The organism is Lactobacillus johnsonii (assembly GCF_014058685.1).
Taxonomy (GTDB): domain Bacteria; phylum Bacillota; class Bacilli; order Lactobacillales; family Lactobacillaceae; genus Lactobacillus.
On the sequence record NZ_CP059055.1, the window covers coordinates 1125178 to 1145115 of the forward strand.

20 protein-coding genes and 1 riboswitch are annotated in these 19938 nt (G+C 35.7%); of the genes, 1 reads left to right on the plus strand and 19 read right to left on the minus strand.

Annotated features, from left to right (window positions below):
* Positions 1–128 precede the first annotated feature (128 nt).
* The 14 genes from der to H0I41_RS05270 all read right to left on the minus strand — a co-directional run bounded on the left by der (position 129) and on the right by H0I41_RS05270 (position 15580).
* Entirely contained in the window at positions 129–1436 is a 1308-nt protein-coding gene (gene der, locus H0I41_RS05205) for a ribosome biogenesis GTPase Der (RefSeq protein WP_135014701.1), read from the minus strand.
* A 74-nt stretch (positions 1437–1510) separates the two neighbouring features.
* Positions 1511–2713, minus strand: coding sequence for a 30S ribosomal protein S1 (gene rpsA / locus H0I41_RS05210; protein WP_011161934.1), 1203 nt, complete (start codon positions 2711–2713; stop codon positions 1511–1513).
* 62 nt (positions 2714–2775) lie between these two features.
* The gene (gene cmk, locus H0I41_RS05215; protein ID WP_012846264.1) at positions 2776–3441 is read right to left on the minus strand and encodes a (d)CMP kinase; all 666 of its coding nucleotides are present in this window, start codon (positions 3439–3441) and stop codon (positions 2776–2778) included.
* Between the two features lie 107 nt (positions 3442–3548).
* Positions 3549–4142 carry an ECF transporter S component gene (locus H0I41_RS05220; RefSeq protein WP_061399949.1) on the minus strand — a complete coding sequence of 198 codons (594 nt, stop codon included), beginning with the start codon at positions 4140–4142 and terminating at the stop codon, positions 3549–3551.
* An 82-nt stretch (positions 4143–4224) separates the two neighbouring features.
* Positions 4225–4336: riboswitch (FMN riboswitch) on the minus strand.
* Between the two features lie 70 nt (positions 4337–4406).
* Complete coding sequence (locus H0I41_RS05225) at positions 4407–5174, minus strand: LysM peptidoglycan-binding domain-containing protein (protein WP_135014703.1); 768 nt, start codon at positions 5172–5174, stop codon at positions 4407–4409.
* A gap of 61 nt (positions 5175–5235) precedes the next feature.
* Positions 5236–5955, minus strand: a complete 720-nt coding sequence (locus tag H0I41_RS05230) for a pseudouridine synthase (RefSeq protein WP_135014705.1) — start codon at positions 5953–5955, stop codon at positions 5236–5238.
* A 1-nt stretch (position 5956) separates the two neighbouring features.
* On the minus strand, positions 5957–6547 hold the full coding sequence (gene scpB, locus H0I41_RS05235; protein ID WP_135014707.1) for an SMC-Scp complex subunit ScpB: 591 nt from the start codon (positions 6545–6547) through the stop codon (positions 5957–5959).
* Positions 6537–7280 (minus strand): segregation and condensation protein A, encoded by a 744-nt coding sequence (locus H0I41_RS05240; RefSeq protein WP_004897445.1) that lies wholly within the window; start codon positions 7278–7280, stop codon positions 6537–6539. The genes scpB and H0I41_RS05240 overlap by 11 nt, the downstream gene beginning before the upstream one ends.
* On the minus strand, positions 7273–7635 hold the full coding sequence (locus H0I41_RS05245; protein ID WP_004897447.1) for a hypothetical protein: 363 nt from the start codon (positions 7633–7635) through the stop codon (positions 7273–7275). The genes H0I41_RS05240 and H0I41_RS05245 overlap by 8 nt, the downstream gene beginning before the upstream one ends.
* A 5-nt stretch (positions 7636–7640) precedes the next feature.
* Complete coding sequence (gene xerD / locus H0I41_RS05250) at positions 7641–8531, minus strand: site-specific tyrosine recombinase XerD (protein WP_167739993.1); 891 nt, start codon at positions 8529–8531, stop codon at positions 7641–7643.
* On the minus strand, positions 8521–9414 hold the full coding sequence (locus H0I41_RS05255) for a CvfB family protein (protein ID WP_004897451.1): 894 nt from the start codon (positions 9412–9414) through the stop codon (positions 8521–8523). Before H0I41_RS05255 ends, xerD begins: the two co-directional genes overlap by 11 nt.
* Before the next feature lie 112 nt (positions 9415–9526).
* Entirely contained in the window at positions 9527–11296 is a 1770-nt protein-coding gene (gene pyk / locus H0I41_RS05260; protein WP_004897452.1) for a pyruvate kinase, read from the minus strand.
* Positions 11297–11330: 34 nt separating this feature from the next.
* Complete coding sequence (gene pfkA, locus H0I41_RS05265) at positions 11331–12290, minus strand: 6-phosphofructokinase (protein ID WP_004897453.1); 960 nt, start codon at positions 12288–12290, stop codon at positions 11331–11333.
* A gap of 173 nt (positions 12291–12463) precedes the next feature.
* Complete coding sequence (locus H0I41_RS05270; protein WP_135014711.1) at positions 12464–15580, minus strand: DNA polymerase III subunit alpha; 3117 nt, start codon at positions 15578–15580, stop codon at positions 12464–12466.
* A 102-nt stretch (positions 15581–15682) separates the two neighbouring features.
* Between H0I41_RS05270 and H0I41_RS05275 the strand changes: the two genes are divergently transcribed.
* Positions 15683–15883, plus strand: coding sequence for a YjzD family protein (locus H0I41_RS05275; protein WP_004897457.1), 201 nt, complete (start codon positions 15683–15685; stop codon positions 15881–15883).
* A 57-nt stretch (positions 15884–15940) separates the two neighbouring features.
* Here the strand turns inward: H0I41_RS05275 and H0I41_RS05280 are convergent, their stop codons facing one another.
* The 5 genes from H0I41_RS05280 to rnz all read right to left on the minus strand — a co-directional run bounded on the left by H0I41_RS05280 (position 15941) and on the right by rnz (position 19938).
* Positions 15941–17506, minus strand: coding sequence for a bifunctional metallophosphatase/5'-nucleotidase (locus tag H0I41_RS05280; RefSeq protein ID WP_135014713.1), 1566 nt, complete (start codon positions 17504–17506; stop codon positions 15941–15943).
* A gap of 59 nt (positions 17507–17565) precedes the next feature.
* The gene (gene rpmF, locus H0I41_RS05285) at positions 17566–17757 is read right to left on the minus strand and encodes a 50S ribosomal protein L32 (protein ID WP_004894461.1); all 192 of its coding nucleotides are present in this window, start codon (positions 17755–17757) and stop codon (positions 17566–17568) included.
* Between the two features lie 116 nt (positions 17758–17873).
* Positions 17874–18200: a lipopolysaccharide assembly protein LapA domain-containing protein gene (locus tag H0I41_RS05290; RefSeq protein WP_004897460.1), complete on the minus strand. Its 327-nt coding sequence runs from the start codon at positions 18198–18200 to the stop codon at positions 17874–17876.
* 9 nt (positions 18201–18209) lie between these two features.
* Positions 18210–19004 (minus strand): SDR family NAD(P)-dependent oxidoreductase, encoded by a 795-nt coding sequence (locus H0I41_RS05295; RefSeq protein ID WP_162222163.1) that lies wholly within the window; start codon positions 19002–19004, stop codon positions 18210–18212.
* A 4-nt stretch (positions 19005–19008) separates the two neighbouring features.
* On the minus strand, positions 19009–19938 hold the full coding sequence (gene rnz / locus H0I41_RS05300; RefSeq protein WP_004897463.1) for a ribonuclease Z: 930 nt from the start codon (positions 19936–19938) through the stop codon (positions 19009–19011).

Here is a 19938-nt window from a genome sequence, read left to right on the forward strand (position 1 = left end):
TAAACAAAAACCTTTGAAAATAAGAAAAATGAATTATTCATTTATTCCCTGCAATAAAATTAGCACACTAAGACGCTTAGTTGCAAGCTTTTTCGCAGATATATCCCTATTTTTTTGAAATTTAAGGCTTATTTACGTTTTCTAGCTAAGATTTTAATTGGTGTTCCCACGAAATCAAAGTTTTGTCTTAATTGATTAATTAAAAATCTCTGGTATGAGAAGTGAAGCAACTCTGGATCATTTACAAAGACAACAAATGTTGGCGGAGTTACAGCAACCTGGGTCATGTAGTAGATTCTTAATCTCTTTCCATTAACAAGTGGAGTTGGTGTAATTCTAGTTGCTTCAAGAAGCAAGTCATTCAAGACACTAGACTGAATTCGACGAGTTTGGTTTTCATGAACTTCTTTAACAAGCTTCAAGATATCAGGAACTCTTTGACCCGTCCTAGCAGAAACGAAAATAATTGGAGCATAGTCTAAGTATTGGAACTCTCTTCTGATTGTATCTTCAAAGTCCTTCATACTTCTACTATCTTTTTTAGGTAGATCCCACTTATTTACAACAATAATTACACCGCGGCCTGCGTCATGAGCATATCCTGCTACGTGCTTATCTTGTTCACGAATACCAGTGCTTGCATCTAAGACTAAAAGTGTAATATCACTTTCTTCAATAGCACTGATCGCTCTTAAGACAGAATACTTCTCGGTCTTCTCATAAACCTTACCACGCCGTCTGATGCCGGCTGTATCAACGATAGTATACTTTTGCCCATCATTGGTAAAAGTCGTGTCAATGGCGTCTCTAGTCGTTCCTTCGATATTAGAAACAATTACACGTTGTTTACCTAAAATAGCATTTACAAGTGAAGATTTACCAACATTTGGACGTCCAATCACACTAAAGCGAATTGAACCATCTTCATGTTGGTTAGCCTTGTCCCCAAATTCACCAACAATAGCATCTAGTAAATCACCCATTCCAGTTCCATGACTACCAGAAACTGGGATTGGGTCACCTAATCCTAAGCTGTAAAAGTCATAAATATCTGTTCTTTGCTCAGGATTATCAGCCTTATTAATGGCTAAAATAACTGGTTTCTTAGTTCGATAAAGCATTTTAGCAATTGTTTCATCCATGTTAGTCATATGTTGAGTAACATCCCCTAACATCACAATTACATCTGCTTCATCAATGGCAATTTCAGCTTGTGCCTTAATTTGTTCTTCAATTTCACCAGAGTCTAGAGTAATACCACCAGTATCAATCAAGATAAATTCATGACCCATCCATTCAGCACGGGCATAAATTCTATCTCTAGTAACTCCAGCCTTATCTTCAACAATAGCTACACGAGAATTAATAATTCTGTTAAAAATAGTTGACTTACCAACATTTGGACGTCCAACTAATGCAACTACGGGTAATGACATATTATTTCTACCCCTTTCTATCTAATGAAATAAAAAAAGCTGACCGGAGTCAGCTTTTTTTAGACTAATGACGATTAATCCTTATCTTTAAGTTGATCACCAATAATGTCACCTAAAGCAAAACCGTTGTCATTGTCATTCATGTACTTATCAGCTACAGAATCTTGACGACGACGTGGACGTGAGTTGTTTTCACTCTTAGCAGCATTAGGATCAGCTTGCTTGATTGACAATGAGATTCTTCTGTCACTTGGGTCAACACTTAAAACTTTAACTTTAACAGTTTGACCAACCTTTAAAACATCACTTGGCTTATCAACGTGCTTGTTAGCAATTTCTGAAACGTGTACTAAGCCTTGAATTCCATCAGCTACTTCGATGAATGCACCGAATGAAGTTAAAGTCTTAACTTCACCTTCAATGATGTCGCCTTCATGTAAGCCTTCAGTAGCTTCTTCAAATGGGGATGGTAAAGTTTGCTTAATTGACAGGGAGATTCTGTGTCTATCGTCATCAATACCGATAACTTTAACCTTAACATCTTGACCAGCCTTCAATACATCGCTTGGCTTATCAACATGCTTGTAAGAAATTTCTGAAATGTGAACTAAACCGTCCACACCACCAACGTCAACAAAGGCACCAAAACCAGTTAAACGTGATACTTTACCTTCAACAGTGTCACCTACAACTAATTGTGAAGCAACGTTTTCGAAAGCTTCTTCACGTTCTTGTTCGATTAAGTCTTTTCTTGAAAGAATTAATCTGTTCTTGTTAGGATCAATTTCAGTGATCTTCAAGTTCATCTTCTTGCCAATGTAAGGCTTCAAGTCAGAAACGTAACGGTTAGAAATTAATGAAGCTGGTAAGAATCCACGTGTACCAACATCAACTAATAAACCACCGCGAACAGCACCAGTTACAGTACCTTCAACAGTCTTGCCTTCTTCGAAGACCTTTTCTAATTCCTTGTAAGCTTCTCTTTCCTTCAAACGAGTAACTGAGAAGAAGAATTCACCGTTTTCCTTGTCGCCACCAGCTCTTCTAAGAACTAAAGCTTCAAACTTATCACCAGGTTTTACCAATTGGTTCAAATCTGCATTACGGTCGTTAGTGAATTCACGCTTAGTGATTACACCTTCAACACCTGCATTTTCAACACCAACAGCGATTTGTCCATCTTCAACACTTAAAACTTCAACGTTAACAATGTTGCCGACTTCAACTCCCTGCATTTCTTTTAGAGCATCTAAGAATTGATTACTATTATCTGTCATAATTACCTCCCAATATCATACTTTATTTTAAAGTACTTGATATCTTTTTTCCACACTTTTGTTTAATTTTTTTGCTTTTTTTGAATTATCTCGGTTATTTTGGCTACAACTTCATCAATTGTTAAGTTTGTAGTATCTAATTCAATTGCATCATCTGCTTTTTTCAATGGAGAAATTTCACGATGAGAATCTTTATAGTCCCTAACTTCAATATCATGTTCGATATCTTTTAAGTCTTGATGAATCCCTTTTTCCTGAAAATCTAAGAAGCGTCTCTTAGCTCTTGATGCAACACTAGCGATTAAGAAAATTTTTACCTCTGCATCTGGTAAAACTGTCGTTCCAATATCACGACCATCCATAATAACATCGTGCTTGCCCGCCATTTCGCGCTGCAATTCAACCATCTTTTCACGAATTGATCTTAAGGCAGAAACTTGAGAAACGTTCTCTGTAATTTCAGGTGTTCTGATGTCAATTGAAACATCCTTGCCATTTACGTAAACTTTTTGTTCTCCATCTTCCTGCTTAAAATCAATTGTACTATGGTCGATTAAGTTCAAAATTGCCTTTTCATCCCCATAGTCAACGTTATTATCGTGTGCAATTAATGTACATGCTCGATACATTGCACCAGTATCGATATAAATATAGCCCAAATTATGTGCGATAATTTTAGCAACTGTACTCTTCCCCGCTGATGCAGGACCATCAATAGCTACTTGCATTAAATAATTTAGTCCTTTCTTTTTCATTCAAAGTAAATTCTACCATAAAACAAAAAACAGGAGTCAAATGACTCCTGCTAAATGAAATTATTTTTATTATTTAAACTTTAAAAGTTACGTCTTACAAATTTTTCTAAAACTGGCAATAAGGTCTTAGCCAATAATAGAACGACAATACTGTTAATTATTCCTTTAATTAGGTTAAATGGCACAATCGCTGAAACAATGTAAGTTAAAAGCGATGAGTTGAGCTTAAAGCCCATTAAAGAAATATACATTGGAGTTAAAACGAAGTAGTTTGCTAAAGACATTACTACTGTTAAAGCAATTGTTCCAACTACTAATCCCAAAATTTGGTATTGTACTTTATCTTCATGCTTTTTACTAATGAAGTAGAATGGCAAGATATAAGCTAAGCTTGCTAAAAATGCAGCCAACTGACCAATCATTGAAATTGGATTAAATCCTGAAATAAAGAGGCTCAATAATGATTTAAAAAGGGCAATCATTGTCCCGCCTAAAGGACCAAAAACCAAAGTACTTAAAGCTACTAATGAATCAGAAAAATCCATCTTTAAGTAATCAAAACCAGGAATAATTGGTACTTCAATCTTCATAATCAAAAATGCTAATGCACCAATCATTGCCCAAGCGAGCCAGTAGGCTAATCTTACATGACTTAAACTTGTTTTTCTTTGCATGATAGTTCCTCCATAACATACAAAAGGTCTGTCGCTTCAGCAACAGACCTTATTAATCATCTAAATCATGTTTAATTCTTTAGTCTGTCTTCTTCCATCTAGACTATAACTATCGGTACCTGAGGTTCAACTACATGTGTAGCTCGCGGACTCTAACCGCCGGTCGGGAATTTCGCCCTGCCCTGAAGACAACATCCTTGTATTTATTTTTTACAAGTAAATAATAATACTTCTTGGTAGAATTGTAAACATTATTGTTTTTTATTATCTTAATTTTATTGATTGGCCAATACTAATACTATCAGCTGACTCTAAATCATTAATTTGCTCTAAGTGGTGCACTGAAGTGTTATTTTCACGGGCAATCTTTGATAAAGAATCTCCCTCTTGCACAGTGTAAGATCTTGGTGCTTCATGTTCTGAAGAACTACTTGCACCATTGTTTTGCCAAGTATTTTGATTAGTTTGAGTCGAGTTTTGAGTTGATTGTTGGCTTTGATCTTGAGTAGTAGTTTGACTAGCACTAGATTCATAAGATTGGGTACTACTGCTTTGACTAACCTGACTACTTTGAGATTCTGACTGACTAACCACAGCTGGTGTTGTGTCTTGAGATTGACTTGAGGAACTTTCTTCTTCTCTTCTCACACTGCTACTCTTAGACTTACTCTTCTTAGAAGAGCTGTGCTTACTCTTTTTACTTTTAGTCTTGTGAGACTTAGAAGATGAGCTTTTTGAAACCTTAACGCTCTTTTCAGCTAAGTTATTAGAGTTTGCGTGCAATCTTGAAGAAACAATCGGAATTAATGCAATGATAATTATTGCAACAATAATCAATCCAGCCCAGAGCTGACTATGATGTGGACCTTTTGGACTGCCTTCTGATTGAGTAGATTTTCTAGAAGTAACTTCTGGCTCTGCTTCTGGTTGTGACTCCCGATGATGCATTGCCCTTCTAGATGTTTTAGGACGCTCAAAATGCTTGTAAGGGCCTTTTGGTTCTTTATTGTCCTGAGATTTATTTTCCTTCATTCAAAAGTCCTCCAAAATTATAGATTATTAGTTTTATTTTATCATAGCTTTTAATAAAGCGTTAGTCAGCTAAGTGATTTAAACGAAAGACTTCTTCATTCGTTAATTCACGATACTCACCCGAATTTAATGATTTTAAAGTTAAAAAGGCATACTTTTCACGAGCTAATTTTTCTACAAGGTGATGTACTGCTTCAAACATCCTCTTAACCTGATGATAGTGACCTTCATGGATAGTCAATTGAACAATTTGAGTCTTCTTTTTCTCATCAGTCTTTAAAATCTTTAACTTAGCTGGTGCACTCTTTCGTCCATCAATACGCACACCATGAGTAAGAGAACGAATCTCTTCTGGAGAAAGAATTCCCTTAATCTTTGCTACATAAACCTTTGGTACTTCATTACGTGGGTGCATTAATTTATTTGCTAATTCACCATCGTTTGTCATTAATAATAAGCCCGATGTATCGTAATCAAGACGCCCTACTGGATAAAGGCGATATGGTACATCTTCAAAGAAATCAACTACTGTCTTTCTTCCTTTGTCATCGCTTACTGAAGAAATGACACCACGTGGCTTATAAAATAAGTATGTGTGGAGGGCTTCTTTTTCAATTGGAACTCCATTTACTTCAATCTTGTCGCTAGGTTCAACTTTTGTTCCTAGTTCAGTAACTTTTTTACCATTAACAGTTACTTGTCCTGCACTAATCATCTTTTCAGCCTTACGTCTTGAGGCAACACCTGCCTGCGCAATTACTTTTTGTAATCTTTCAGCCATTTTACTCACCCTCATCAAAATTAATTTCTTTATTTCTACTATCATCCTGATTAAATAGGTTCACAGGATTATCATCTGCTTCAAATTCTTCAATTACCGGTAAATCAGCCAAACTTTCATAGTTAAAGTACTGTAAAAAATAATCGGTCGTTACATATAAGTTAGGATGTCCTGGAACGTCCTTTTTTCCATCCACTTTGATTAATCCGCGCCAAACCAAAGTTTGCAGCGCACCTGCTGAGTTAACGCCTCTTAAGTCGTCAATTTCAACTCGAGTAATTGGTTGCCGATACGCAATAATCGCCAAGATTTCAAGTGCTGATTGACTTAAATTTTTAGATAGATCTTTTTGGAAAAATTTCGAAATAATATCTCCGCATTTCGGACTAGTGGTTAATTTATAAGTTTGATTGATGCAAATTAACTGCAAACCTGAATTTTCATCATTTTTCAATCGGTCCTTAAGATGATTAGCTAATTCTCTTAGGGCAGCTGGAGAAATTTCTAACAACTGTAGTAAGTTCTCAGTTTCTAAACCATCATCCCCCGCTGCATAAAGTAAGGCTTCTAATTCTGCTTCTTTACTTGCCATTAATCTCAACTTTCTCTAACTCTAGATCACCAAAATCTCTATTTTGCTTTACTACAATTTTATGATCACGACATAATTCTAAAACTGCTAGGAATAAACCAATTACTTGATCAAGATCTTGAAAGTTTTTAATACAATCAAAAAAACTAGTCGATCTTTTCTTTTGTAACCTGTTTTTTAAAAAGCTTGTCATTTCTTCAATTGAAGTCTCGTGAACCTCAATTTTTCCAACTTGTGGCTTTCTCAGTTTGAATCGCTCTAAAACCACTTTAAAAGTATCTGCAAGCTCATCACTTGTAATTTCTCCTAAAGGAAGTGGTTCAATCTCTTTTTTAGGGGAAACAGACGGATCCTTTGTCACTGTAATTGGCATTTCTTCATCTCTTTTTTTAAAGTATTCGGCAATTCTTTGAAAGACTGAGTACTGCACTAGTTGCTCAACAAGTTCAGTACGTGGATCTTCTTGATACTGATCTTCCTCAATAAAGTCATTTTTAGGAAGTAAATATTGAGACTTAATTCTAAGTAATGTTGACGCCATCACAAAATACTCTCCAGCAATTTGTAAGTCCAAAGTTTGCCAGCGAGCTAAATTAGCTAAATATTGTCCCGTAATTTTTGCAATTGGAATATCATAGATATCTATTTTTTGCGACCTGATTAAGTGTAAAAGTAAATCTAACGGTCCCGTAAAATTAGGAAGATCCAAAGTTAATTCATCAACATTATTCATCAGTTTTATTTTCCTTTAAATAATTTAATAATGATGCCCAATTAGGTAAGGCAGTAATCATTTTATCAGGATAAAGATGCTTTAGGTCATTCATTACCAATTGCTTGGTTTTTTCATCACGCATTGTCGGATCAAGAGATAAATAGCGAATAATAATAAAATCTTTCTCTTCTTGAATACCAACAATACCGCGAGCATTACCATCTTGTTGATAGATAAGAACCTCGAATTGATTGGAATCGCTAGTATACAGTTTCATCTCTTCTTGCAGATTCTTAATATTTTTAAAATCTGGGAGATAAGATAAATATCCCATTACAGTTTTTTCGTAATCTTTTTTATATTTGCTGATCATAATAGTTAGGCACGTGGATGTGCTTGATTGTAAACCTCCAAAATATGTTTCTGCGTCAGATTAGTATAAATCTGCGTAGTTGTAATATCACTATGGCCCAATATTTCTTGAACCACTCTTAAATCCGCCCCATTTTCTAACAAATGAGTCGCAAAAGTATGTCTAAGAGTATGTGGTGTAACATTTTTGGTTATTCCGATAAGTTGACAATATTTTTTTATCTTTTGCCAAACAGCTTGTCTCGTCAATTGATGACCATGATTATTTAGGAAAATCACATCAGTAAATTGACCGCTTTTTAAGATTTGATTCTCTCGGACATCTTTTTGATATTTCTCTAACCATGATAAAGCAACTTCGGTAATCGGAACAAGACGTTCTTTTGATCCTTTACCAAGAACTCTAATAATTTTTAACTCACTGTGAATATCGCCAGTACGTAAATTAATTAACTCACTAACCCGCATTCCAGTTGCATAGAGCACTTCAAGCATAGCTCGATCTCTAATCCCCAAACCAGTATTAGTATCAGGAGCATCCAACAATTTAGTAACTTCTTCCTCACTAAGAGCTGTCGGCAATCTACGTTCGCTTTTAGGTGAATCAATTTTAACTAAAGGATCACGTTCAATTATATCTTGCCGCAAAAGCCATTGATAAAATTTTCGTAAGCTAGAGATCATTCTGCTGATTGAAGTTGTGGCTTTTCCCTTATCTTTTTGCGTTGCAAGAAAAGCATCAACTACTAGATAATCAACTTCCCAACTTGTTTCATTCTGATCTTCTAAATAACTTAAATATTCTTCTAAATCAGTTCGGTAAGAAACAATTGTATTGGGACTTAAGCCACGTTCTACTTGACTAAATCGTAAATAATCTTCTAAATTATCCTTCATTATCTGTGTCTGAGTCATCTTTTTCTACCAAGCTAATTGTTCCTGCATCTTTATCTTCAGTAATTAACCCATCCTTTAATAAATGTCCCAAGGCACGTTTAAAAGCTGATTTAGAAATACCAAAGTGATTTTTAATCTCTTGGGCATCACTCTTATCGTAAAATGGTAGAGTTTTTGTAGCTTCACGACGTAAACTTACTAAGATCATTTGTGCGTCATCGTCAATTTCTTCAAATCCACGAGGAAGAACACTTAAGTTCAATCTACCATATTGACTAACTCCAATTACACGTCCCTTAATCTTTTGACCTAGTCGTAATGGACGAAACATTTCAGACTTATGAACAAAGGCTAAGTAGTACTGATCAGTAATTACAAAGGAACCTACTTCATAATTTCTATAAACAGTTCCGGACATATTTTTATTCTCTAAATGTGCTGGGAAATTAGCAGCTAATTGCTCAAAGACGTTTTCTTCAGCCATTTTAGCCCAAATACGTTCTTTTTCATCAGTTTCAAGACGTACTAATAAGCGATCGTCTTTCTTTGGCCATTGATCCTTTTCAAGTGGAAGATCATCTAAAGATACAACAACATCTTTGTCGTTCAAACCAATATCTAAGAAAACACCCAAGTCACGGCGCACTTCTGTTACAGTTGCCCAACCATACTGATCTTTTTGAGCAAAAGGATAAAATTGTGTCATTTCTTTCTTTTTATCCTTATTTTCATAAATAAAGCCTTGTACTTCATCACCTAAATGGATTGGTTCATCTTGTGTAATTTCTATTTTCTTTAATTCAAAAGTTACCCCTTCAACCTGCACATAAAAAGCAGATTCATTTTCATCAGTAACTTTTCCTTTTCTTATTTCACCTAACATAATAGCGCCTCAATCCTTTTATTTTGTCTATCATCTTATAGTATAAGGAAAAAAAGACAAAAATAAAATAGCCAGCTTTCGCTGACTATTTTAATAAGCTATTTAATTCAGATTAAAGGTTAGTTGCTTCGCCTTGGTAAACAGCACCGCGACGAGCATCAACAGTAATCTTAGAACCATCCTTGATCTTTTCTACTGCATCAGTAGCACCAACGATAACTGGGATACCAAGTGAAAGACCAACAACAGCTGCGTGGCTAGTTAAACCAGAAGCTTCAACTACCATACCTGAAGCCTTCTTAATTGCTGGTAAGTAATCCTTATCAGTAGTCTTAGCAACTAAGATGTCACCATCTTGAACTTTGCTGTTAGCTTCTTCAGCAGAAGTTGCAACTACAGCTTTACCAATAACTGATTGTTCACCAACACCTAAACCTTTAACAAGTTGGGTACCAATTAATTGTAACTTCATCAAGTTAGTAGTACCAGTTTCGCCCAAAGGAACACCAGCAACGATAATTACTAAGTCGCCGTCTTTTGCAAGACCAGTTTCTTTAGCAAGTTCAGCTGCCTTTTCAAACATTTCTTCAGTAGACTTAGGCTTTTCAGTCAACATTGGCTTTACACCCCAAACAACACCTAATGAGTGTTGAATCTTGTCGTTGAAAGTCATAGCAATAATATCAGCGTTTGGACGGTACTTAGAGATCATACGTGCAGTGTAACCAGATTCAGTTGCAGCAATAATAGTCTTAACGCCCAATTCTTCAGCAGTTCTAACAACTGATTCACCGATAGCTTCAGTAACGTTTGAACCCTTGTATTCTTCGAATCTTTGAAGAGCTAACTTGTTACGCTTAGCAAGTTGCTTTTCAGTACGCATGTCGATTTCAGCCATAGCCTTAACAGCTTTAACTGGGTAAAGACCGTTTGCAGATTCACCTGAAAGCATAGTTGCGTCAGTACCATCAAGAACAGCGTTTGCAACGTCAGTAACTTCGGCACGAGTAGGACGTGGGTTTTCTTGCATTGAGTCAAGCATTTGAGTAGCAGTAATAACTGGCTTACCTAAAGCGTTACATCTCTTGATCAATTCTTTTTGTACAAATGGAACATTGATAAATGGAATTTCAACACCCATGTCACCACGAGCAACCATTAAACCATCAGAAACCTTTAAGATTTCGTCGATGTTGTCAATACCTTCTTGTGATTCAATCTTAGGGAAGATCTTTACGTATTCACAATGTGCTTCTTCAAGCAATTGACGAATGTCAAGAACATCTTGTGCTTTACGAACGAATGAAGCAAAGATGAAGTTGATACCTTCCTTCAAACCGAACTTAATATCGTTAGTATCTTTTTCAGTAATACCTGGGAGGCGGATTTCAACGCCAGGAGCGTTAACACCCTTCTTAGAACCGATTACACCAGTGTTTTGAGCTTCACAAACTAATTCTCTCTTAGCGTCATCTTTGTCCTTAATCAAAAGGTCAACTAAACCATCATCGATTAATACGTGACCACCAACGTGAGTATCGTCGTAAAGACCATCGTAGGTAACGTGGATCATGTCCTTGTTACCCTTCTTAGTGTCGTCCATAGAAATACGGATAGTGTCACCAGTGTTAATAGTGAACTTGCCGCCTTCTTGTTCAGTAGTTCTAATTTCGGCACCCTTAGTATCAAGAGCAATGCCAAGAAGTTTACCAGTCTTCTTTTCAACCTCACGAACCATGTTCATACGTGCACGGTGTTCTTCGTGGTCACCGTGTGAGAAGTTGAAACGGAATACGTTTGCACCTGCTTCAGCTAATTTAGTAATAGTCTCAACATCGTTTGAGGCTGGCCCTAAAGTACTAACAATTTTAGTTTTCTTCATCTTGAAAAAATCTCCTATAATACAAAATCAAAAACTACTTGGCTAAGTCTTTGTTTAATGAGTATAACGCATAATTACCGTGGTGTTTTGCATCAAACAAATCAAGAATATCATGGTGAGTAAGCTTGTTGTTTTCCATACCAACAGCTAAGCCGCCTTTACCTTCAAGTAATAACTTAACAGCGTAGGCACCCATTTCACTTGCTACTACACGGTCACGCATTGTTGGGCTTCCGCCACGTTGCATATGGCCCAATACATTAGCACGAGCGTCAAAGTCACCATATTTAAGAAGTTCATCCTTAAATTTTTCAGCGTCCATAACACCTTCAGCTAAAACAACGATTCCATGTTTCTTACCATTAGCAAATCCTTGCTTCAAGTTTTCAGCAATTTCCTTAATGTCATAAGGTTCTTCTGGAATAACAATTGCGTCAGCACCGGTAGCAACACCAACGTGCATTGCGATATCCCCACAATCACGACCCATAACATTTACAACAAATACACGTTGGTGACTTGTTGCAGTATCACGAATCTTATCAATGGCTTCCATTGCAGTATTACATGCAGTGTCAAAACCAATTGTGTAATCAGTATAAGGAATATCGTTGTCAATTGAACCAGGAAGACCAATAGCATTATAGCCATGGCTTGTAAGCTTCAATGCACCGTGGTAAGAACCATCACCACCAATGACAACTAAAGCATCGATTCCGTGCTTCTTTAATTGTTCGATTCCCTTAAGTTGAACTTCTTCTTCCTTAAATTCTGGGAAACGAGCTGAATAAAGAAAAGTACCGCCGCGGCTAATTTTATCCGCAACTGTTTCAGAAGTCATTTGGAAAATATCACCAGCAACTAAACCAGCATATCCATAACGAATTCCGCAAACTTCGATACCGTTTGCCAAAGCTGTACGAGTAACAGCTCTAATGGCAGCGTTCATACCAGGGGCATCTCCACCACTAGTTAAAATACCAATCCGTTTCATGAATTCACCTCTACGATTTTCTGTGTTTTACTCACATCGATTTTATCGTACCATTTTTTTTACTCAATGTCTTCAAAAAAAAGCCTATTTTTTCACTAATAATCCTTATAAAATAAATGTTTTCGCTTTCAACCTTATTAGGCTCTCTTTTGCTTGCTTTTAAAAAAATTGAATTAATCTTTAAAATTAACTTGCCGAGCATTAGAAAGTAGAAATTGAATTTTGTTAGGGTTAAAACGATCACTTTGTGTCCTAACTTGAAGTAAATATATCTTACCAATCTTCAAGTTCTCACCTACTTTTTCCCAGACTTGAGGAAAAATAGTAAAGTCTTTTTCGCCACTAGTATCACTAAAAACAGCAAAAGCCATATTATCACCTTTTTTTGTGGTAATTGGTTTAACCTTCATTAACTTTCCAACTGCAATTCCTTGTTCATTACTCTCAAAAACTTGTAATCGTTTTGCATTAAACTTTCGAGCATATTTTTGAACCGCAATAATCGGATTAATGCCAGTACTAAAACCCATAGCTTCAACTTCCATCGCTGATTTTTCAGCTGCAGTTGGCATTTTTTCTTCTTCTACTTTAGGCTCTAATGTTTCGAATAACGATAAATTTGAGCCTGCCATTTTTACACTCTCAACTAAATCTTTATTTATTTTTAACAGTTCATTTCTATTAGGAGCTAGTCGATCAAAAGTTCCGGCCTTGATTAAATTTTCGACCGCATCTGCACTCAGCAAATTATTATCTATTTTCCAGAGAAAATCGGTCATCGACTTAATTGGACGCTTAATTTCTAAAATTTGCTTCAATAAGTCGCTTCTTAATCCCCGAATTGCCTTTAATCCAACTAAAATTTTTCCATTCTCTAATGAAAAATCTGCCTTACTATTTTCAATATCAGGTGGCAAAATCTTAATTCCAGCTTCTTGAGCTTGCATTAGGTATTGTGCAATTTTATTTCGATTACCCATATTGCTGTTTAACAAAGCTAAATAAAAGGCTCCGGGATAATGCACTTTAAAATAAGCAAGCCAAAAAGCAATCTTACTGTAGGCAACGGCATGAGAACGATTAAATCCATAATTAGCAAACTGTGCAATGTAGTCATAAACTTTTTCAGCGGTTTCCTTTTTACGGCCTAATTTAATTGCACCTTCAATAAACTTAGCTCGTTCACGCTGAATTACATCTGCATTTTTCTTAGACATTGCACGTCTTAACAGATCAGCCTCTCCTAAAGAAAAACCTGCTAAAACTTGAGCTGTTTGCATAACTTGCTCTTGATAAACCAAAACCCCGTAGGTAGTGCCTAAAATTTTCTTTAAACTAGGGTCAGGATATTGAACCCTTTCCTTTCCATGTTTTCTATTGATGAAATGATCAATATTATTTATTGGACCGGGCCGGTATAAGGCATTAACTGCAACAATATCTTCAAAACTATCTGGATGAAGTTGTTCAAGGACACGCTTAATCCCATCAGATTCAAACTGAAACACTGCATCCGTGTCCCCGCGTTGAAACAAGTCAAGTGTTTCTTGATCATCCAGAGGAATGTGGTTAGGGTTTATGTTAATTCCATCCGCTCTTAAAGCTGCAACAATATTCCCTAAAATCGTTAAATTTCTTAATCCCAAGAAGTCAATCTTTAACAAACCTAGTGATTCAACATTCGATTTTGTCTGTTGAGTTACGGGAATTCCTAGGGGACCTGCTTGAAGTCCTACGATTTCAGCTAGGGAATCATCAGTAATTACTAAACCAGCCGCATGAATTGAATAGTGCCTTGGTAAATTTTCTAAATGCTCGGCGGTCGCAAATAAAATTTTACTCAATTCATTCGTATTCACTAGTAGCTGCAATTCTTTTGATTTTTGATAGGCCTCAGCTAAGGTGATTTTTCCCTTAGAGTGCGGAATGGCATCTAACCAACGATAGGTTTCGACCTTATTTAATCCAAAAACACGACAAACATCTTTTAAAACCTGCTTTGCCGCTAAAGTACCAAACGTTAAAATCTGGGCTGCATGATTCATCCCGTACTTTTCAAACATGTACTTAATTACTTCATCCCGCCGATTGTCTGGAATATCTAAGTCAATATCAGGCATTTGCTGACGAGCCGGATTTAAGAAACGTTCAAACAGCAAATTATATTCAATTGGATCCACTTCAGTAATTCTAAGGGCATAAGAAACAAGAGATCCAGCTGCTGATCCTCTCCCTGGACCTGTTGTAATATGGACACTATGTGCAAAATTCATTACATCCCACACAATGAGAAAATAATCATCAAATCCCATTTCATTAATTACTTGTAATTCATAATCAAGTCTTTTTTGATATTGAGCGGGAATTTTATTATTAAATCTTTTTGCAAGACCCTCTTGAGCTAAAGCATGCAAATATTCTTTTGAAGTAGGAAACTTATTTTGTTTAAATTTTGGAAGTTGCGGATCTTGAAATTTAATTTCTGCAGTACAGATTTCTCCAATTTCTTCTGCATTCTTCAATGCATCTTCAATATCAAACTTCCGATAACTTACCTGCAATTCTTCACTATTTTTCAAATAGTGTGAACCAGCTTGTTTAGCCAACTGTTCTATATTTTCTAAATGAGTATTAGTTTTAATTGCTTGAAGTGTACGTCTTAAAAATTGCTCATTACGGTTAAGGTACTGTCCATCTTCTACAGCAGTTAGAGGTAAGCTAAATTGTGTAGCCAGTGAGCGAATATAATTTATATATTCTTGCTGTCCGGAATCCGCATAGACTCCCAAATACATGGAAGATGAGCTCGGAAGAGAATCTTGCAGCTTTCGTAAATAATTTGCTCCCATTTTAGGATTATTAATTTGCAACATTTTTAGTTCACTATGTAAATTGCTTGGAGTAATTAGAATTAAATGGCCGAGATATTTTTTTAAATCTTCGAAAGTTAAAACATTTTCTTTTTCGCCATTTTCAGTTAAAAGATTAACTGCACTAGATAAACGTAAAATATTTTTATATCCCTGGTCATCTTTTGCAATTACAATGAGATCATACTTATTAGCTTCATCAATTAAACCATTAATTCTAAGTTGCATCCCTAACAAAGGTTTAATTCCGACATCTTTTGCTGCCTTATAAAAATCGACCAAGCCATAAGTAATATTGATATCGGTTAAAGCAATCGCAGAATAGCCTTTTTTCTTAGCATTTTCAGCCAAATTTTTAACTTTAGTTGGACTCTCAAGTAGAGTAAAACCGCTTAAATTTTGTAAACTAACCGCTCCCATATACTCACCCTTTCTGATAATTTAAGTATAGCAAATTCTATTATCTTCGCTTGCTAAAACATCTTATTTTTGCTAAGATACCTAGCGAAAGAAGGAGAAATTATGCGCTACATTATTACAGTGATTTGGTCATGCATTTTTTGCGAAATTATCGGTTTTATTGCTGCATCTTTAACTCAGATGCAATTTAATCCTATGCAATCTTTGATTATTGGCGCAGTCTTTGGCTTGCTCTTTGCAATTATTATTCCTGCCATTACTGCCAAAAGTCATAAAGACAAAAGTAAGTATAGTAAATTATAATTGAATTAAATTTTACTAAGAAAAAAAGCTGTTTCAATTAAGAAACAGCTTTTTTTCTTAGTAAAATTTATAATTCTTACTTGTATCTACTTTAATATCATCATGAGTTAAGTACTCACTAAACATTTGAACATAATCTTGGTCAAAGATCTTTTCAATTTTATCCATACTGTAAGCTGGGTAGAAACCTCCACCGAGAGCACGATAATTGTTCACAGCTAACTTATAAACCTTGTCATCTTCAAGATCCTTACCATCTAAAGTCACCTTAGTCAATCTTTGACCAACTGGCTTAGATAAATCAGCTTCGTATTTAACAGGATAGAAAAGATCAAAATGATATAACATTGGTTTTGGTGTAATCCAGCGATCGATAAATTTAATTTTACCGTCCTTGTCTTTTTCTAAGAAACCAGCTGAATATTCAATGATTTCCTTTAATTCTTTTCCAGTAAGGTTAACAATGCAAAGCTGATTTGCGTATGGATAATTAAGCAAAACTTCTCTCATAGTAACATTCTTTGAAAATCCATGAGCTGATTCTGACATAATTGCAGTAGCTGAAACATCTGCACCAGTAAACCAAAGCTGCATTTGCTGGATAAGGTTAATGAATGGAGCTCCCTCGATTCTCCCCTTAATTGCATTTTCAATTGGAGCAGGCTCAGATAAGTGAGCAATTGGTTGATCTAACCACTTTTGAGTCTCTTCATCAAGGCTCTTAACAATCTTTTCAATAGCTGTATCAGGGGCGTAATCTTTGCTATCAATTAATTCAGTAGTCATCTCATTAATCTTGACCTTGCCTTTTTCATCCTTGTCAAAATCAATAACTACTTTACCAACAGCTTCTCCTCGATATCCGGGTTGAACAATTGCAGTATCCCGGGTAACTAAGTTTAAACGACGATGTTGATGTCCAGTTAAAAAGACATCAATTTCAGGAATTTCAGTTAAAATCTTATATCCTTCGTTTTCACCAGTGTGGGGCTCAGTTGCTTCCCCAGTCAAAGGATCACTCTCAAAGCCACCATGATACATAGCACAAAGAATATCGACCTGTGGGCGCAATTTCTTAGCTAATTTAGAAAGTACATCATAACCAGAAACAAACTTTAATCCTTTGATATGATCTTCTGATTCCCAGTGAGAAATATATTGGGTAGTAATTCCCATAATTCCTATTTTTAGGCCAGCCTTTTCAATAATAGTGTATTCTTTACCAAAAAAAGGCACATTAGTTTCTGCATCTAAAACATTGTCATTAATAAACGGAGCACGGTTATTATCCACGTAATATGACAAGTAATCTAATCCATAATTAAAATCATGGTTCCCCAATGCACGTGCATCATAGCCTACTTCATTATAAGCTTCAGTAAATTTACGTAATCCTTCCTCTTCAGGGAGCTTATGTGTAAAGCTAGCTAAAGGAGATCCTTGCAAACAATCTCCACTATCTGTAACTAAAACATTATCTACACCATATTTTTCTTTTTCACTTTTTACGACACTACTTACTCGGCTAAGTGAAATTGGTGCATCATAATTGTTTTTATCTTGATAATCAGTTGGCATTAAAAAGCCATGCGTATCACTTGAGTGTAAAATAACTAGTTTCATTAATACCTATTCCTTTAATCAAAAATTATATAAAAAAAGACACCCCAAGGTGTCTTTAATTAATCGTTATTTTGTTGCTTGTTTTCGTTAGCAACTTGACGGCCTTTGTAAAAGCCCTTTGGTGAAACGCGGTGGCTTAAACGGTATTCACCAGTAGTAGCATCGTAATGCATTGCTGGTGTGGTTAATTTAATATGACCACGACGTGAACGTTTCTTTTGCTTAGAAGTTTTTCTTGCAGGAACTGCCATTAGTTAGATCTCCTTTTTTATAGAATTGAGACTTGCGAACCTTTAAATAAACAAATTCACTAAATACTCACGTATTTCAATGATACAATCTAAGAGCTGATAAATCAAGTCCAATCTTATTTTGTAGCTTCAGAATTATTAACTTTTTTTAATTCAGCTATTTGTTTATCTCTAGATTCAATTTCACTCCGATATTTATTATCTAATTCTTTCTTCTGTTTTGCTAGTGCTTTTTTTACATCGGGAGAAACTTTTTCTCCTTTGCCAATCAAAAGTGATACTAAAGCACCTAATAGAAGCATAATCACTAAGACGATGATTAAAGGCATTTTAGGTTGGAAAAAGCCAAAATTAATCGCTACAGGTTCAGTATTTAGGCATGCAAAAATCACAAGCACTAAAACGATAATTAGTCCAATTACTAAATTTCTTTGCTTATTCATCATTCTTCCCTACTTTCTGCTAGCAAACTTTAGACTTGCCCAGTCACCAATACGAGGGAAAATTTTGTAAAGCTTTGCTAAGGTAGCTAAGCTGAGAGGTAAATTCAATTCACGACGATTAGAGCCAAAGAAGTGGACTACCTGCCAAGCTACATCATCTGGATCAAGCATGAAACGTTGAACATTATTCACGTAAGAACCACTTTCATCAGCAATATTAAAGAAATTAGTATAAACTGGTCCAGGATTTACTGTCATGACCTTAACACCAAAAGGTTTTAATTCTAGACGTAAAACGTTTGAAAATTGAATAATAGCCGCCTTAGTAGCACTGTAAGCTGCAGTCTTAGTAGTTGGTACAATTCCAGCAATTGAGCCAAAATTAATAATTTGCCCTTGCTTTTGATCGATCATGACGCGCGCAACAAGACGAGTGAAGTACATCAAACCTAAAACATTGGTTTGAAACATTTCAGTTACGACTTGAGGTGAAGTCTCTAAAAATTCTTTAAAGACACCAAAACCTGCTGCGTTGACAAGATAATCAATATGGTCAACATGACTAACAATTTCATTAAAGGCACGATCAATTTGATCAGCTTTGCTAATATCTGTTGGAAATACATATACTTCATTTCCAGAAAGCTGACGTGCTTCGTTTGCAATTTCTTCTAACTTATCTTGATGACGTGCCATCAAAATAACTGTTGCACCACGACTTGCACTTTCTAAAGCAATTGAGCGTCCAATACCACTAGAAGCTCCTGTAACTACTACGACTTTATCCCTTAATGAATTACTCATATTATTATCCCCTCAATGTGATTTCAAAATTATCTAAATCATTAGCTAAGTGAGTATGTTTAAAAATCTTTCTAGCATCATGTTCTAATTGTCTACCAGCTCTTCCAGTATAGCGAGCAGAAATGTGAGTTAAATAAAGCTCTCCAACATTATGATCTCGAGCCACTCGAGCTGCATCCAAGCAAGTTGAATGGAAATAGCGATGGGCCATTTTTTCTTCTCCACCATCAAATGTTGATTCATGAACTAGAACATCGGCATTATCTGCTAATTCACCAATATTTTTTGTTGGCCGAGTATCATAAATGATTGTCACAATTCGTCCTGGACGCTCTTCTCCAAGAAAATCACGTCCATCTAGTTTTTGACCATCACTTAATGTGATTGTTTTTCCGGCCTTTAATTGACCAAGAAGCGGTCCATTAGGCACATTGTATTCTGCCACTTTATCCATTAATAATTCACCTGGACGTGGCTTTTCAACTACACGAAAGCCAAAACTCGGTACTCGGTGATCTAAACGAGCTGTGTAGACCGCAAAAATATCATTTTCAAAAATTAAGCCATCTTCTTTTAAAACCACATACTTAATCGGATATGATACGCGAGTTTTAGAAACTCTTAGAGAAGTTTGTACAAATTGTTCAATACCAGCGGGTCCATAAATTGTTAGTGGACCACCATCGCCTTGAAAAGAACGAGATGAGAGAAAACCTGGAAGTCCAAAAATATGGTCACCATGAGTATGTGAAATAAAGATTCGCGTTACTTTTCTAGGTCTAATGTTAGTCTTTAAAATTTGATGCTGCGTTGCTTCTCCCACATCAAATAGCCATACTTCATTTAATTCATCTAATAACTTTAGTGCGGTACAAGAAACATTTCTACTTTTTGATGGTTGCCCCGCACTTGTTCCTAAAAATTGTATTTCCAT

Excerpts from the sequence above, each read along its gene's own strand:
- der (WP_135014701.1), bottom strand. The coding sequence starts at position 1,436 with ATGTCATTACCCGTAGTTGCATTAGTTGGACGTCCAAATGTTGGTAAG.
- rpsA (WP_011161934.1), bottom strand. The coding sequence starts at position 2,713 with ATGACAGATAATAGTAATCAATTCTTAGATGCTCTAAAAGAAATGCAG.
- cmk (WP_012846264.1), bottom strand. The coding sequence starts at position 3,441 with ATGCAAGTAGCTATTGATGGTCCTGCATCAGCGGGGAAGAGTACAGTT.
- H0I41_RS05220 (WP_061399949.1), bottom strand. The coding sequence starts at position 4,142 with ATGCAAAGAAAAACAAGTTTAAGTCATGTAAGATTAGCCTACTGGCTC.
- H0I41_RS05225 (WP_135014703.1), bottom strand. The coding sequence starts at position 5,174 with ATGAAGGAAAATAAATCTCAGGACAATAAAGAACCAAAAGGCCCTTAC.
- H0I41_RS05230 (WP_135014705.1), bottom strand. The coding sequence starts at position 5,955 with ATGGCTGAAAGATTACAAAAAGTAATTGCGCAGGCAGGTGTTGCCTCA.
- scpB (WP_135014707.1), bottom strand. The coding sequence starts at position 6,547 with ATGGCAAGTAAAGAAGCAGAATTAGAAGCCTTACTTTATGCAGCGGGG.
- H0I41_RS05240 (WP_004897445.1), bottom strand. The coding sequence starts at position 7,280 with ATGAATAATGTTGATGAATTAACTTTGGATCTTCCTAATTTTACGGGA.
- H0I41_RS05245 (WP_004897447.1), bottom strand. The coding sequence starts at position 7,635 with ATGATCAGCAAATATAAAAAAGATTACGAAAAAACTGTAATGGGATAT.
- xerD (WP_167739993.1), bottom strand. The coding sequence starts at position 8,531 with ATGAAGGATAATTTAGAAGATTATTTACGATTTAGTCAAGTAGAACGT.
- H0I41_RS05255 (WP_004897451.1), bottom strand. The coding sequence starts at position 9,414 with ATGTTAGGTGAAATAAGAAAAGGAAAAGTTACTGATGAAAATGAATCT.
- pyk (WP_004897452.1), bottom strand. The coding sequence starts at position 11,296 with ATGAAGAAAACTAAAATTGTTAGTACTTTAGGGCCAGCCTCAAACGAT.
- pfkA (WP_004897453.1), bottom strand. The coding sequence starts at position 12,290 with ATGAAACGGATTGGTATTTTAACTAGTGGTGGAGATGCCCCTGGTATG.
- H0I41_RS05270 (WP_135014711.1), bottom strand. The coding sequence starts at position 15,580 with ATGGGAGCGGTTAGTTTACAAAATTTAAGCGGTTTTACTCTACTTGAG.
- H0I41_RS05275 (WP_004897457.1), top strand. The coding sequence starts at position 15,683 with ATGCGCTACATTATTACAGTGATTTGGTCATGCATTTTTTGCGAAATT.
- H0I41_RS05280 (WP_135014713.1), bottom strand. The coding sequence starts at position 17,506 with ATGAAACTAGTTATTTTACACTCAAGTGATACGCATGGCTTTTTAATG.
- rpmF (WP_004894461.1), bottom strand. The coding sequence starts at position 17,757 with ATGGCAGTTCCTGCAAGAAAAACTTCTAAGCAAAAGAAACGTTCACGT.
- H0I41_RS05290 (WP_004897460.1), bottom strand. The coding sequence starts at position 18,200 with ATGAATAAGCAAAGAAATTTAGTAATTGGACTAATTATCGTTTTAGTG.
- H0I41_RS05295 (WP_162222163.1), bottom strand. The coding sequence starts at position 19,004 with ATGAGTAATTCATTAAGGGATAAAGTCGTAGTAGTTACAGGAGCTTCT.
- rnz (WP_004897463.1), bottom strand. The coding sequence starts at position 19,938 with ATGGAAATACAATTTTTAGGAACAAGTGCGGGGCAACCATCAAAAAGT.